The organism is Streptomyces sp. NPDC001381 (genome assembly GCF_042895685.1).
Classification (GTDB): Bacteria; Actinomycetota; Actinomycetes; order Streptomycetales; family Streptomycetaceae; genus Streptomyces.
Map to the genome: position 1 here is coordinate 162,965 of NZ_JBIAWO010000006.1, position 14,372 is coordinate 177,336.

Below are 14,372 nucleotides of genomic sequence, written 5' to 3' on the forward strand. Positions count from 1 at the left end.
GGCGAACTGTCGGAAGTTACACCTCATCAGGTCCGGGCGGCGCTGTGCCGCGCGGGTTGCCCCGTCACGTCGCGTGCGTGATGGACGGCAACGGGCGGTGGGCCGCGCAGCGGTCGCTGCCGCGGACGTCGGGCCACCGCGCCGCGGAAACGGCGGTGATCGACGTCATCGAGGCGGCTCGTTCGGCCGGTGTCGGATGGCTGAGCTTGTACGCGTTCTCCACCGAGAACTGGCGCCGCCCGAACGCCGAGGTGGACTTCCTCATGCGGCTGGTGCGGCGTGTGGTGCGCAAGCACGCCCCGCTGCTGCACGCGCGCGGAATCCGCTGCCGCTTCCTCGGTGTGACCGATCCGCGGGTGCCCGCGTCACTGGCCCGGGATTTCGCCGACCTGATGACCTTGACCGGCGGCAACCGGGGCATGACGCTGACTGTCGCCTTCGACCATGGTGGGCGCAGGGACATCGTCGAGGCCGCACGGTCACTGATCCGCAGTGGGGTGCCGGCCGACGCCGTGGACGAGAAGAGCTTCGCCGCCCACCTGCCCTTCCCCGACACCCCTGACGTCGATCTGGTCATCAGGACGTCCGGGGAGCAGCGCATCTCCAACTTCATGCTCTGGCAGGTCGCCTATGCCGAATGGGTGTTCCCGCCGGTGCTCTGGCCCGATTTCCGGGCAGCGCACTTCCTCGAGTGCCTGCACACCTTTCAGCAACGTGATCGCCGCTTCGGCGGCGTGCTGCCCCACCAGAACGGAGAACGCCGACCTTGACCCACGCAGACGGCGGCTGCCGCGCCAACACCGGTACCGAGGCCCGTGCCGGTACCGAGGCGGACGGGACGGAACGCAAGGGAAGTTCTGAGCATCTGGACGCCGAAGGCAGGACAGCACCGGTGTTCGGACCCGGCTCGCAGTTCCACGAGTTCTTCAACGATCCGCGCTGGGCGCTGGCCATGCTCCGGGCGACCGTCCTGGAGGCGGCCCACCCGCAGATCGGCGGCGCCCTGATCGACAACTCCACTTTCGTGGCGCACCCGTGGCGCCGACTGCGCAACACCTTGGTGAGCATGCAGCGCATGTTCGGCCCGGACGATCACGTCCGGCAACGGGAGGCGGCCCGACTGAACCGCTTGCACGCACGGCTGAACGGCACCGACCCGCAAGGGCGTCCCTACGACGCGATGGCCCCCGACGTGCGTGCCTGGGTGGTGGCGACGCTGTTCGAGAGCGCCGTCACCATGTGCCGGCTGAGCGGACAGCCCCTGGAACAGGAGGTCATGGAGCGGCTGTACGCGGAGTTCCAGGCATTCCTCGCGGCCATGGGCGACGAGGCCGGCCATCTGCCGCCCTCCTTGCCCGACTTCTGGCGCTACTACGACCGGGTGGTGGAGGAGGAGCTCGAGAACACGGAGGCGATGCGCATCATCCTCTACAGACTCTTCGACCACCTCCCGGCCCCGCCCCTGCTGAACGGCCTGCCCACTCTGTGGGCGGCCGGCCGGGCGGTCGCCGGCCCCGTGATCGGCGCTGTCACCGTGGCGTCCTTGCCCGAGCCGTTCCGCCGACGGGCAGGTCTGCCGGAACTGCCCGGTGCGCAGACCCTGATGCAGGGCGCCTATCTGGCCGTCGGTCTGGCTCGCCTCCTGCCGGACGGCTGGATCCAGGCCGACGCCATCACCGACCTGCTGTCCCTCTCCCCCGACAGCGACGACCCGCGAGCGCGCGCGATCACCGCCATGCGCGACACGATGAACCGGGCCGGTGCCCTCATCCGGCTCATCTCCCCGCTCCCCCCGGAACCGGAGCCCGTACCGGAAGACGGGACACAGCGCAGCGCGCAACGGTTCTTCGCAGAGGTGCTGGACCAGACCGGCGACGGACACCTGGACTGGCCCGACCTCGCCGCCATGGCCCGCGAGCTGTCCAGCCGCCTCGACCTGGACGAACCCGAGGAGACCAGGCTCTACAACGCCTTCGCCGACTGGTGGCGGGAACTGCAGACCGCCCTCGACAGCGACGGCGACGGCCGCATCAGCGCCCAGGAGTACGCCGCCGCCGTTCCCTCCCTGGCCGGACCCGCTTTGATCAGAGTCGCCGAAGTCCTCTTCGACGCCACCGACAAAGACGGCGACCAGAGCATCGACGCAGACGAATACCGCGCCCTGTTCCACACGGCCTTCCAGCGCGAGACAGCCGGCACCGAGCCGGCGTACACACGCAGCGCGTTCATGAAGGACTTCCTGTCCTTCATGACCGGCCGCCGGCGCACCACTCCCTACGACCCGCTGCTCGGGCAGGCATGACCGCCCGCGCCCGCGCCGCCCCACCACGGCAACGGGTCGGGGGCGGGCCGGCCCTCGCCGACGGGCCAGGACCGCGCAAGCCCTTCTGAGCCAGGAGGAGCGCAGGAGCCTGCCGCTGCCCGAGGCTGCCAACCATGAGCCCGCCCCCGGTCACCCCGACTGCAAGTTGCCCTCGTACAGGAACGCCGGCCCGCCGAACCTTCTCGGGGCCCTCGTGCCGGGGTGCTTCGGTGGGCGGTCGGCAGGAGGACCGCGAGCATCGGGGGCGGGACGGGTCCGGTCCCCCCAGCGGCGAGGGCGGTTCGCCTCGGAGGGTCAGTGGTGCGTGAGCATCAGGCGCCACGCCTGGGGGCCGCGTTCGAGGTACTCCACCGCGAACGCGCCCGGGTGGCGGTCCTCGATCTGGCCCAGCAGGGGCAGGGGGTCGTGCGGGGCGACCAGGACCATGGCGCGTCCGGAAGGCACCGCGGCGAGCGCGCCGAACACCGTGGCGTGCCGCAGCGAGTGGGGGACGTCGCGTACGTCCAGTTCGGGCACGTCCGTCTCCTCGGAGCCTCCGCAGCCGCAGGCGCCACCGCAGCCACCGCCGGTCGTGGCCGCCTCGTCGGCACCAGCGTGCTCGTGGCCGTGGCCGAGGATGTCGTGCATGCCCGCGAGGAGTCCGGCGAGGGAGATGTCCGGGGCGCCGGCCAGCAGGGGCAGGACCAGGGTGTTCTCCTTCTCCAGGTGCTCCTCGAACAGCACCTGGAGCGCCCGGCCGTCCGTGGCCGCCTGGACGGCCGAACCGGCGGTGCGCAGTGCGTCGACGAGCGCGGTGAGCCTGCGGTGCTCGGCGAGCATGCCGTCGACGAGGAGGCGGGCGGCGGGCAGGTCGTGGGCGACCGGGTAGAGGGTCTCCTCCTCGGCGGCCGCGTGCGGCAGCAGGTCGCGGTCGCAGAAGTCGACCAGTCCGGCCCGGACCGCGTCGGCCCCCGCGGGGTCGCGGTCCACGGCCGCGACCAGCATCGCGACCCGTCCGGCCAGCTCACCCGCCAACTGCGTGTGATGCGCCTCGACGGCTTCTGCGGCCGCCGCGTCCTGGGGATCCGATGCGATGGTGAGCGTGCTCATGGGAGGCGTCCTTCCAGCAGCCGGCGACCCGTCCCCGTTCGGTCCGGGCCGATGACTGCAATATAGTACGGACATGACCGTGGAAAATAACGGGCCGCTTCCCGGCAGCGGAACCAACCGCGTACCGCTGTCCCGGCAGCGCCGCGGTGTCCTGCAGTACCTGCGCGGCCAGGCCGCTCCCGTCACCGCGAGCGGACTCGCCCAGGTGTGCGCCCTGCACGTCAACACCGTCCGCGAACATCTGGACGCCCTGGTCGACGACGGCCTCGCCGTCCGTGAACGGTCCAACCCCTCCGGACGCGGCCGCCCCGCCTTCCGCTACCGGGCCCGCCCGCCGCAGGAGTCACCCGCACGCGAGTACGCCGGGCTCGCCGCCGTCCTCGCCGCGCAGATCGCCCGCTCCAGCTCCGACCCGCGCCGGGACGCCCTCGCCGCGGGTGAGCACTGGGGGCGCGTCCTCACCGCCGGGCAGACGCCCACGGCGGACCCCAAGGAGGCGCGGACCCGGCTGCTGGGCCTCCTCGACGAGATCGGCTTCGCCCCGGAGGCCGACGCGCAATCACGCCACGTCCGTTTGCCGTGCTGTCCGTTCGTCGAGACGGCGCGTGAACACCCCGGCGTCGTCTGCGGTGTTCACGAGGGCCTGGCCCGGGCCGCACTCGCCGCTCTGGGCGTGGCACCGCAGGAGGTCGAGCTGCTGCCGTTCGCCGAACCGGGCGCCTGCCGACTGCACTTGGGCGTGACCGAGCGAAGCGGCGGCGAGGACGCCGACGAGCCCCCGGCCCCGGCCGGCTCACCCGGGGCGCACCGGTGACCCCGGCATCCGGCTCCGCCCCCGGCACGGCCGCCGCCCGGCGTGCGGGCGCCCGGCGTGCGCCCCTGCTGCTCGCCGCCGGGCTCTGCCTGCTGGCCGGACTCGACGCCGCCCTCGGCCTGCTCGGCCTCCCCGCCCCGGTCACCGCCGACCGGCTCCCGCGGGTGCACGGCGTGCTGATGGTGCTCGGCTTCGCCGGCACGCTGGTCGCCCTGGAACGCGCCGTCGCCCTCGGCCGCCCCTGGGCGTACCTGGCCCCCGGCTGCCTCGGCGCCGGGGGCTTGTTGCTGCTCAGCCCGGTGGACCTGGTCGTCCCCCGGCTGCTGCTCGTCGCCGGATGCGCGCTCCTGGTCGCACTGTACGTACGCTTCTGGCGCCGGCAGCCGAGCGTCGCCCTGATCGCTCAGGCAGCGGGCGCCGTGTCGGCGCTGGGCGCGGTGCTGCTGTGGCTGGGCGGGACCGACGTACCGCGCATCCTGCCCTGGCTGGTGGCGTTCCTGGTGGTGACCATCGCGGGCGAGCGGCTGGAACTCGCCCGGGTCGGCGTCCTGGTGCCCTCGGCTGAACACATGTTCCTGGGCTGCGTCGGCGCGGTCACCGTCGGCGTGGTCACCACCCTGCTGTGGCCCGCGATCGGCAGCGTGCTGCTCGGTTCCGCGCTGCTCGCACTGGTCGCCTGGCTCGTCGTGCACGACGTCGCCCGCCGGCTGCTGCGCTCCACGGGCCTGCCCCGTTTCACCGCGGCATGCCTGCTCGCCGCGTACGCCTGGCTGGGTGTGGCCGGCGCCCTCTGGCTGCTCACCGGGCCGGTCACCGAGGGGACGGGGTACGACGCGGTGGTGCACGCGGTGTTCCTGGGCTTCGTGATGTCGATGATCATGGCGCACGCCCCGGTGATCCTGCCCGCTGTCCTGCGCCGTCCCCTTCCCTACCACCCGGCGCTCGCTGCGGCGGCCTGGCTGCTGCACCTGTCGCTGTCGCTGCGCGTGATCGTCGGTGACCTGCGGGGCGTCCGAGGCGCCTGGCAGCTCGGCGGCTTGCTCAACATCGCCGCCGTGCTGCTGTTCGTCGTCTCGGCGGCCACCGCCTCCGTCACCGCCGCACGGCGCGCGTCAGCGACGCCCTCAGCCTCCGTCTCCGCCCCCGCGTCACCCCTGTCCGAAGGCACGAGGACCACCCCGTGACCACGAACCTGTCCCCCTCCACGGCGAGCGGATCCGCCCCGGAGCCTCCCGGCCGCTCTTCGCGCGCCTCCTGGCACCTCGGCGTGAACGCGATCGTGGTCGTCTGGCTCGCCCTCTTCGCCGCGGTCGGCACGGCCCACCACTTCCTGCCGCACGCCTTCTGGCTGCTCGTCCATGTGCTGCTCCTCGGCGCCGTCACCACCGCGATCGTCATCTGGTCCGGCCACTTCGCCGCCTCCGTCCTGCGGCTGCCCGAGGCGAACCGCGGTGCCCCGGCCGCACTGCGCCTGGTCTGCCTGAACGCCGGTGCGGTCGGCGTGATCGGCGGTTTGCTCTTCGAGCGGTGGTACGTCGTCCTGGCCGGCGGATGCCTGGTCGCCGCGGCGGTCACGGCGCACGCCGTCTGGCTGCTGCGGCTGATGCGCCGGGCGCTGCCGGGCCGGTTCTCCATGACCGTGCGCTACTACGTGGCCGCCTCCGCGCTGCTGCCCGTGGGTGCCGCGCTCGGGGTCGTCATGGCTCGCCGTGGTCTCGCCGGTGATCTGCCCGAACGGCTGCGTCTCGCCCACGAGACGGTCAACCTGCTCGGCTGGGTCGGCCTCACCGTCGCCGGAACGCTCATCACCCTGTGGCCGACGATGCTGCGCACCCGGGTGGTGGACGGCGCGGAACGAGCGGCCCGGGCCGCCCTTCCCGTCCTGCTCGCCGGCCTCGGTGCCACCGTCGCCGGCACCCTGCTCGGCCCGCCGCCCCTGGCCGCCCCCGGTGTGGTCGTCTACGCCGCCGGACTGGTCGTCGCGGGCCGGCCCTGGCTGCGTGAGGCCCGGGTCAAGGCGCCGCGTTCCTACGCCGCGTGCTCGGTGGCCGCGGGATGCGGATGGCTCGCCGGGTCGCTGACCGCCCTGGCCTGCATCCTCCTCTCCACAGGCTCCTGGATCACGGTGGGAGAGCGCACGGCGCTGCTGACCGCGCCGCTCGCCGCCGGCTGGATCGCCCAAGTACTGCTCGGTGCGCTGAGTTTCCTCGTCCCCGTGGTCCTGGGCGGCGGCCCCGCTGCCGTACGCGCCGCCACCGCCGGCCTCGAACGGGCGTGGCCGGCCCGGCTGGCCGTCACCAACGCCGCGCTGCTGCTGTGCGTGCTGCCGGTGCCGTCGATGGTGCGGGTGGCGTGCTCCGGGCTGCTGCTGGTCATGCTGCTGTTCTTCCTGGTGCTGCTCGCGCTGACCGTCGTACGGGGGATGCGCGACCGCCGCAGGGCGGCGCAGGGTGCTCCCGTGGCGGCGCAGGGAGAGCCCCTCCCGGCTCCGGCCGAGGTCCCGGCGCGGCCGTTCCGGGTGCTCGGTGGCGTCGCCCTCGGGCTCGCGGTCGTGATGCTGGCCGTCGCGGGCGGCGGGGCGGCGGACGTGCGGTCGCTGCCGGTCCTCGAGCGGTCCGCCGCCACGGGCGCCGACGGGGACGCGGTGACGCCGACCGGCCGCACCACCCGGATCGCGGTGACGATCCGCGGCATGCGCTTCTCGCCGTCCTCCGTCGACGTGCCCGCCGGAGACCACCTGGTGATCACCCTGCGCAACACCGGCACCGACACCCACGACCTCGTGCTGGAGACCGGTGCCCGCACCGGCCGGCTGAGCCCGGGAGAGAAGGGCACGCTGGACGCGGGAGTCGTCGGCCGGGACCTGGAGGGCTGGTGCTCCATGGTCGGGCACCGGCAGATGGGGATGGTCTTCACCGTGCACGTCACCGGCGCCTCCGGGTCCGGTTCGGACCCCGGCGACTCCGGCGCGGACGGCGACGGGGCCACCCATGACCACAGCGGCGGCGGCACGTCCGCAGCCACGGACGACACCGCCGCGAGCGCGTTCGACCCGCTGGCCGAACCGGCCGCCGGCGCGACCGCCCGTGACGCCCGAGTCCCGCCTGCCACGGGCGGGACCGAGCCCCGGGTGCACAGGCGGACGATCACCGTGAAGGAGGTGACGAGGGACGTCGCTCCCGGCGTACGGCAGAGGCTGTGGACCTTCGACGGAACGGCCCCCGGGCCCGTGCTGCGCGGACGCGTCGGCGACACCTTCGAGATCACCCTCGTCAACGACGGATCGATCGGCCACTCGGTCGACTTCCACGCCGGCTCCCTCGCGCCGGACGGGCCGATGCGCACGATCAGGCCCGGCGAGTCCCTGACGTACCGGTTCACCGCCACCCGCAGCGGCGTGTGGATGTACCACTGTTCGACCATGCCGATGTCCCTGCACATCGCCAACGGCATGTTCGGCGCGGTGATCATCGACCCGCCCGGCCTGTCGCCGGCGGACCGTGAATACGTGCTGGTCCAGTCGGAGTTCTACCTCGGCAAGCAGGGCGGTACGGCCGACGCCGCCAAGGTGAACGCCAGGGACTACGACATGGTCGCCTTCAACGGCTATGCCAACCAGTACGATCACGACCCGCTGACCGTCAAGGCCGGTGAGCGCGTGCGGATCTGGGTGCTGGCGGCCGGGCCGAACCAGTCCAGCGCCTTCCATGTCGTGGGCGGCCAGTTCGACACGGTGTTCCGCGAGGGTGCCTACGAACTCAGGCCGGGAGACTCGCAGAGCGGGGGCGCGCAGGTCCTCGATCTCGCGCCCGCGTCGGGCGGGTTCGTCGAGCTGTCCTTCCCGGAGGCAGGCGACTATCCCTTCGTCACGCACGTCATGAGCGACGCCGAACGCGGCGCGCATGGCGTCGTCCGGGTGGGTGAGCGGTGAAACGTACCGGGACATGGATGAGAAGTGGAACGTCTTCGTCGAAGCCGATGTCGCGTTCATGCACCGGAGTTGGACCGGCCGCGGCGTGTTCGAGGCGTCCTTCGCCCCCGTGGCCGGTGGTGGGAGAAGGATCGTCTCGGCTGTGGTGGAGACCGACGAGCGGTGCTGTCGGAGCCCGGGCGAGGCCTACGATCGCCTGATGATGGAGCTGGTCATCAGTGCGATCGTCCTCGGCGAGCCGGCTGCCGACCTGCGGGCCGGGCTCGTGGTCCTGACGGCCCGGGCTGCCGGGGACAGCGATCTTCCCTCAGGTGTGGTGCAGCACAGCGCGCTGGGCCCGCGTTCCGGATCGTGAGCTCGTGAGCCGGACGGCCGAGCGGCCCGGCTAGCGTCTTCCGCCGGGAACCATGCCCGTGCCCAGCAGTGCCGACAGCTGCGGGGAGTACGTGGCGTGCAGGACGAGGGCCGCGCTGCCCACGACCGCAGCGTCCGTGCCGAGCCAGGATGCCTCGACGTCGACGACCCGCACATGCCGGGACAGCGGGCGGCTCCTCAGCGCGGCGGCGACGATCTCGACGTACCGGGACTCGACGTGCTGGATGCCGTGCCCTCCCAGGACGATCAGGTCCACGTCGATGAAGTTGACGATGTCGACCGCGACCGAGGCGACGTGCTCCGCGGCCTCGTCGATGACGGCCGCGGCGAGCGGGTCGCCGGCCGCCGCGGCCGTCCCGATGGCGGCGTGGTCGACGGCTTGCGGATCGCGGGCGAACGTCGCGGCCAGCGCACTGTCCGGGTGCGGTCCTGCGGCGAGCCTGCGGTGCGCCTCGGCGACGATGGCCGTCGGGTTGACGAGCCCCTCCAGACAGCCCCGGTTGCCGCAGTAGCACTCCGGGCCGTCGGGCAGCACCGAGGAGTGCCCGAACTCGCCCGCGTTGAGTGAACCGCCCCGGTACACCTGGTGGTTGAGGATGAGGCCGCCGCCGACGCCGGTGCCGAAGAAGAAGTACGCGAAGTCGGCGACGCCCCGGCCCGCACCGGACCAGCGCTCGCCGACGGCGGCGGCGGTGGCGTCGTTGTCGAGGGTCACCGGCAGGCCGGTCGCCTCGCTCAGCATGTGCTGCACGGGCACCCGCGTCCAGCGGGCCAGCTGGGGCGCGCCGACGATCGCGCCCTGCTCGGGGTCGATGGGCCCGGGGGTGGCGAGCCCCAGTCCGAGGACCTTGGCGCGGTCGACGCCCGTCTCGGTCAGCACGTCGGCGACGAGCTCCGCCATGGCCTTGACGACCTGGGCGGGGTCGTCGCCGGGATGCGTGGGGCGCTTCTTGACGACGAGCGGCCGGCCGAGCAGGTCGACGACGGCGCAGCTGAGCTCCACGGGGTCGAAGTGCAGACCGACCGCGCTGCCCGCGTCGGCGTTGATGCGCAGGGTGGTGCGGGGCTTGCCGCCGCTGGACACCCTGCTCGCGCCGTCCTCCCGCACGATGCCCTCGTCGAGCAGCCGGCGCACGATCCCCGACACCGTCTGCGGCGTGAGGCCGGTGTGCTCGGCGATCTCGACCCGGCTGATGCCGTCGGCGAGCTGGATCTGGTCCAGGACGACAGCCCGGTTGTATCGCCCGACCTTGGGAAGGTTCGTTCCTGCCTGCCGCACGCACGGTCCTCTCTCGTTACCCCACGCCAAACCTATCTCTCGCGGCCCATTGACTTAGTAAAACAAATGGATTTAGTGTCCGGTCCCGCAGACGAAATCTCGGACACGACGGCACAGGGCAGTGCCATCGGAGGCAAGTTGATGTCCATGCAAGGCCGCAGGCCCGAAGACTCGGGGACGCCTCCGCGCGTCCCCGGCGGTGGGGAGCACCGCTCATGACGCCCACCGCCCCGAACCTGCTGGAGATGCGGTCGATCACCAAGACCTTCCCCGGCGTCACCGCGCTCGCCGACGTCAGTCTCGTCGTGCGGGAAGGTGAGATCCACGCGATCTGCGGCGAGAACGGCGCCGGCAAGTCCACGCTCATGAAGGTGCTCAGCGGGGTGCACCCGCACGGCAGCTACACCGGGGACATCGTCTACCGGGGTGAGCCGGTCCGCTTCGCCGGCATCCGGGCCAGCGAACAGGCCGGCATCGTGATCATCCACCAGGAACTGGCCCTGGTGCCCGGCATGTCGATCACCGAGAACCTCTTCCTCGGCAACGAACCGCGCCGCCGCGGCGCCATCGACTGGAAGACGGCCCAGCGCCGGGCCCTGGAACTGATGGAGCAGGTCGGGCTCCGCGAGGACCCCGACACGCTCATCAAGGACATCGGTGTCGGCAAGCAGCAACTCGTCGAGATCGCCAAGGCGTTCGCGAAGGACGTCAAACTGCTCATCCTCGACGAGCCCACCGCCGCCCTCAACGAGGCCGACTCCCGGCATCTGCTCGACCTGCTGCGCGGCTTCCGCGAGCGGGGCATCACCTCGATCATGATCTCGCACAAGCTGAACGAGATCGAGGCGGTCGCCGACACGATCACCATCCTGCGCGACGGCCGCACCATCGAGAGCCTCGACGTGAAGGCCGACGGGGTCAACGAGGACCGCATCGTGCGCGGCATGGTCGGCCGCGAGCTCGACAGCCGCTTCCCCGACCGCACGCCCGACATCGGCGAGGTCTTCTTCGAGGTACGCGACTGGACGGTGCGGCATCCGACGTCGGACGAGCGGATGGTGTGCAAGGGCTCGTCGTTCCACGTCCGCCGCGGGGAGATCGTCGGCTTCGCGGGACTCATGGGCGCGGGCCGCACCGAACTGGCGATGAGCCTGTTCGGCCGGTCCTACGGCACCTGGCTGTCGGGGCAGGTCTTCAAGGACGGCGAGGAGATCCGGCTGAAGACCGTCTCCGACGCCATCCGGCACGGCCTGGCCTACGTCAGCGAGGACCGCAAGTCGATCGGGCTCAACCTCCTGGACGACATCAAGACCTCGATGGTGGCCGCCAAGCTGTCGAAGATCGCCCGGCGTCGCGTCATCGATCCGGTGCGCGAGCACCGCGTCGCCGAGGAATACCGCCGGAGCCTGCGCATCAAGACGCCCAGCGTCGACGAGGGGGTCGTCAAGCTCTCCGGCGGCAACCAGCAGAAGGTCGTCCTGGCGAAGTGGATGTTCACCGACCCCGACCTGCTGATCCTCGACGAGCCGACCCGCGGCATCGACGTGGGGGCCAAGTACGAGATCTACGGGATCATCCAGCGGCTCGTCGCCCAGGGCAAAGGGGTGATCGTCATCTCCTCCGAGCTGCCCGAGCTGATCGGCCTGTGCGACCGCATCTACACGGTGTTCGAGGGCGCCGTCACCGGCGACGTGGCCCGCGCGGACGCCGATCCGGAAGTCCTGATGAAGCAGATGACCGCTACCAAGAAAAGCCCGACTCCATGAGCCGAATAACTGACCTGCAGAAGAACCTCTTCGGGGGCACGACCTCCAACGCCCGCCAGTTCGGGATGATCTCCACCCTGGTGGCCATCGTCCTGCTGTTCCAGATCTGGACCGACGGTCTGACACTGACCTCCGGCAACCTCATCGCCGTCGTCAGCCAGTACTCGTACATCCTGATCCTGGCCATCGGGATGCTGATGGTGATCGTCGCCGGGCACATCGACCTGTCGGTCGGTTCCGTCGCCGCGTTCACCGGCATCGTCGTCGCCAAGGCCATGCAGGAGTACGACCTTCCGTGGCCCGTCGGCATCCTGCTGGGCCTGCTCGTCGGCGCGGCGATCGGCGCCTGGCAGGGCTTCTGGGTCGCCTACATCGGCGTGCCGGCCTTCATCGTGACCCTCGCCGGGATGCTGCTGTTCCGCGGCGGCAACCAGTACATCGGCAACGCCGATACGGTCCCGGTGCCGGAGGGCTTCCGCGAGATCGGCGCGGGCTTCCTGCCCGAGGTCGGACCGGACACCGGGTACAACAACCTGACGCTCTTGCTCGGGGTGGCCGCCTGCGCGGGCGTGGTGTGGCGCGAGTGGAAGGCGCGGCAGACCCGCCGCGAGATGCAGGCGGACCTCGCGCCGCTGTGGGTCACGGGCATCCGTCTGGCCGTCATGGTCGGCGTCATCGTCTTCGCGACGCTCCGGTTCGCCGGCGGCCGGATCGGCACCAGCCTGCCGATCTCCGGCATCATCCTGATCGTCCTGGTCCTGGCGTACTCGCACTACACCCGCAACACCGTCGGCGGCCGGCACATCTACGCCGTCGGCGGCAACGCCCGCGCGGCCGAACTGTCCGGCGTGAAGCTCAAGCGGGTCAACTTCCTCGTCATGATGAACATGTCGGTGCTGGCCGCTCTCGCCGGCATGATCTTCGTCGCCCGGTCCTCGGCCTCCGGCCCGCAGGACGGACTGAGCTGGGAACTGGACGCCATCGCGGCCGTGTTCATCGGCGGGGCGGCCGTCTCCGGCGGCCTGGGCACCGTCAGCGGCTCGATCGTCGGCGGCCTGGTCATGGCCCTGCTCAACAACGGCCTCCAACTGGAGGGCGTCGGCTCGGACATGGTCCAGATCATCAAGGGCCTGGTTCTTCTGCTCGCCGTCGCCTTCGACGTCTACAACAAGAGCCGGGGACGCTTCTCGATCATCGGAACGCTGACCCGCCCCTTCAGCCGGGACGACCCGGCGGACACGGCCGCACCTGCGGCCCCGGCGGCCGACGCCGGCAAGACCAAGGTCGCGGGCTGACCGCAGAGCCCGCTCACCGGGCGACGACGGACGCTCTGCTCACCGACCGGTCTCCCCGAACGCTTCACTCACCCCGCCCCCGACGGCCGGACATCCGGCCCCCTGACGGGCCGGGTGTCCGGTCCCACCCCGGCAACCAGCACGACCCGGCACCGGCACACGGTCCGGCGGTCGAACCGCACCGCCTCAGCCGCGCTCGACGGCACACCGCTCACTCCGGCAACCAGCACGCACGAAGGGTTCCACTCCACCATGCGCAGAATCGTCATCAGAAGCATCGCCGCCGTCGGCGCCGCCGCCCTGCTCACCCTGGGCACGGCCTGCTCCAACGAACGCGAGGGCTCCACCGGCAGCGACAGCGCCGACGGCAAGGGCTTCTCGAAGAACTCCCTGATCGGCGTCGCCCTGCCCGCCAAGACCTCGGAGAACTGGGTGCTCGCCGGTGACCTGTTCACCGACGGTCTCGAGGACGCGGGCTTCAAGGCGGACGTCCAGTACGCGGGCGCCTCGACCACGGTCGCCGACCAGCAGGCGCAGATCTCGTCCATGGTCACCAAGGGCGCGAAGGTCATCGTCATCGGCGCGACCGATGCCTCGCAGCTCGCCACCCAGGTGAAGCAGGCGAAGGAGGAGGGCGCCACCGTCATCGCCTACGACCGGCTCATCACCAACACCCCGGACGTCGACTACTACATCGCCTTCGACAACTTCAAGGTCGGCCAGCTCCAGGGCCAGGCCCTGGTCGACGGTATGAAGGCGAAGAAGCCGAAGGGTCCCTGGACGATCGAGCTGTTCTCCGGCTCGCCGGACGACAACAACTCCAAGGTGTTCTTCGACGGCGCGATGGAGGTCCTCAAGCCCTTGATCGACAAGGGCGACATCGTTGTCGGCTCGGGGCAGACCGACATCAAGCAGACCGCGACCCAGGGCTGGAAGGCCGAGAACGCCCAGCAGCGCATGGACTCCCTGCTGACCTCGGCCTACGGCGGCAAGAAGACGCTCGACGGCGTCCTGTCCCCGAACGACACCCTCGCCCGCGCCATCCTCACCTCGGTGAAGGGCGCCGGCAAGCCGGTCCCGGTCGTCACCGGTCAGGACTCCGAGGTGGAGTCGGTCAAGTCGATCATGGCCGGTGAACAGTACTCGACGATCAACAAGGACACCCGCAAGCTCGTCGCGGAGACCGTCGCCATGGTCAAGTCCCTGCAGAAGGGCGACAAGCCGACCATCAACGACACCAAGTCGTACGACAACGGTGTCAAGGTCGTGCCCTCCTACCTCCTGCCGCCCGTGATCGTGACGAAGGAGAACGCGGCCGAGGCCTACGCCAACGACCCCAAGCTGTCCCCTCTCACCAAGTAGCACCGACCACCGCCGTCGCCCGGCTCCGGCAGGCGCCCCTTCCGGCGCCTGCCGGAGCCGGGCGGCTGCCGCGCGCGGGCGGGAACCACGGGTGAGGCGAGCAGGCGCGCAGGACGGGCGCGGTCCGGCCGCGGTCGT

The 14,372-nt window shown here is 71.3% G+C and carries 11 protein-coding genes; 9 read left to right on the top strand and 2 right to left on the bottom strand.

Annotation, left to right across the window (positions count from 1 at the left end):
* Positions 1-44 precede the first annotated feature (44 nt).
* Together uppS and ACFY2L_RS26670 are read left to right on the top strand one after the other, a co-directional pair.
* Positions 45-770 (top strand): polyprenyl diphosphate synthase, encoded by a 726-nt coding sequence (gene uppS, locus ACFY2L_RS26665; protein WP_390823621.1) that lies wholly within the window; start codon positions 45-47, stop codon positions 768-770.
* A gap of 95 nt (positions 771-865) precedes the next feature.
* Positions 866-2,302 carry an oxygenase MpaB family protein gene (locus tag ACFY2L_RS26670; protein ID WP_390823749.1) on the top strand — a complete coding sequence of 479 codons (1,437 nt, stop codon included), beginning with the start codon at positions 866-868 and terminating at the stop codon, positions 2,300-2,302.
* A 315-nt stretch (positions 2,303-2,617) separates the two neighbouring features.
* On the opposite strand, the gene ACFY2L_RS26675 is transcribed toward ACFY2L_RS26670, so the two are convergent.
* Complete coding sequence (locus ACFY2L_RS26675) at positions 2,618-3,412, bottom strand: DUF2249 domain-containing protein (RefSeq protein ID WP_390823622.1); 795 nt, start codon at positions 3,410-3,412, stop codon at positions 2,618-2,620.
* 73 nt (positions 3,413-3,485) lie between these two features.
* Here ACFY2L_RS26675 and ACFY2L_RS26680 point away from each other — a divergent pair, with 73 nt between their 5' ends.
* From ACFY2L_RS26680 to ACFY2L_RS26695, 4 genes are read left to right on the top strand one after another with little or no spacing between them, the layout of a single operon-like run.
* Entirely contained in the window at positions 3,486-4,226 is a 741-nt protein-coding gene (locus tag ACFY2L_RS26680; protein ID WP_390823623.1) for a helix-turn-helix transcriptional regulator, read from the top strand.
* Entirely contained in the window at positions 4,223-5,410 is a 1,188-nt protein-coding gene (locus tag ACFY2L_RS26685; protein WP_390823624.1) for a hypothetical protein, read from the top strand. Before ACFY2L_RS26680 ends, ACFY2L_RS26685 begins: the two co-directional genes overlap by 4 nt.
* Positions 5,407-8,157: a multicopper oxidase domain-containing protein gene (locus ACFY2L_RS26690; protein ID WP_390823625.1), complete on the top strand. Its 2,751-nt coding sequence runs from the start codon at positions 5,407-5,409 to the stop codon at positions 8,155-8,157. The genes ACFY2L_RS26685 and ACFY2L_RS26690 overlap by 4 nt, the downstream gene beginning before the upstream one ends.
* 13 nt (positions 8,158-8,170) lie before the next feature.
* A complete protein-coding gene (locus ACFY2L_RS26695) occupies positions 8,171-8,512 on the top strand; it encodes a hypothetical protein (RefSeq protein WP_390823626.1) in 342 nt (113 codons plus the stop codon).
* 30 nt (positions 8,513-8,542) lie between these two features.
* Here the strand turns inward: ACFY2L_RS26695 and ACFY2L_RS26700 are convergent, their stop codons facing one another.
* On the bottom strand, positions 8,543-9,811 hold the full coding sequence (locus tag ACFY2L_RS26700) for an ROK family transcriptional regulator (protein ID WP_390662126.1): 1,269 nt from the start codon (positions 9,809-9,811) through the stop codon (positions 8,543-8,545).
* 215 nt (positions 9,812-10,026) lie between these two features.
* On the opposite strand from ACFY2L_RS26700, the gene mmsA reads away from it, so the two are divergent.
* From mmsA to ACFY2L_RS26715, 3 genes are all read left to right on the top strand, one after another.
* Positions 10,027-11,577 carry a multiple monosaccharide ABC transporter ATP-binding protein gene (gene mmsA / locus ACFY2L_RS26705; protein ID WP_390662125.1) on the top strand — a complete coding sequence of 517 codons (1,551 nt, stop codon included), beginning with the start codon at positions 10,027-10,029 and terminating at the stop codon, positions 11,575-11,577.
* The gene (mmsB, locus tag ACFY2L_RS26710) at positions 11,574-12,872 is read left to right on the top strand and encodes a multiple monosaccharide ABC transporter permease (RefSeq protein WP_390823627.1); all 1,299 of its coding nucleotides are present in this window, start codon (positions 11,574-11,576) and stop codon (positions 12,870-12,872) included. Before mmsA ends, mmsB begins: the two co-directional genes overlap by 4 nt.
* A gap of 252 nt (positions 12,873-13,124) precedes the next feature.
* Positions 13,125-14,234, top strand: coding sequence for a substrate-binding domain-containing protein (locus ACFY2L_RS26715; RefSeq protein WP_390662123.1), 1,110 nt, complete (start codon positions 13,125-13,127; stop codon positions 14,232-14,234).
* The last annotated feature ends 138 nt before the right edge of the window (positions 14,235-14,372 follow it).

Bases quoted from the DNA above. Each gene is read 5' to 3' on its own strand.
- mmsA (WP_390662125.1), top strand. From the start codon at position 10,027: ATGACGCCCACCGCCCCGAACCTGCTGGAGATGCGGTCGATCACCAAG.
- mmsB (WP_390823627.1), top strand. From the start codon at position 11,574: ATGAGCCGAATAACTGACCTGCAGAAGAACCTCTTCGGGGGCACGACC.
- ACFY2L_RS26715 (WP_390662123.1), top strand. From the start codon at position 13,125: ATGCGCAGAATCGTCATCAGAAGCATCGCCGCCGTCGGCGCCGCCGCC.
- ACFY2L_RS26680 (WP_390823623.1), top strand. From the start codon at position 3,486: ATGACCGTGGAAAATAACGGGCCGCTTCCCGGCAGCGGAACCAACCGC.
- ACFY2L_RS26695 (WP_390823626.1), top strand. From the start codon at position 8,171: ATGGATGAGAAGTGGAACGTCTTCGTCGAAGCCGATGTCGCGTTCATG.
- ACFY2L_RS26675 (WP_390823622.1), bottom strand. From the start codon at position 3,412: ATGAGCACGCTCACCATCGCATCGGATCCCCAGGACGCGGCGGCCGCA.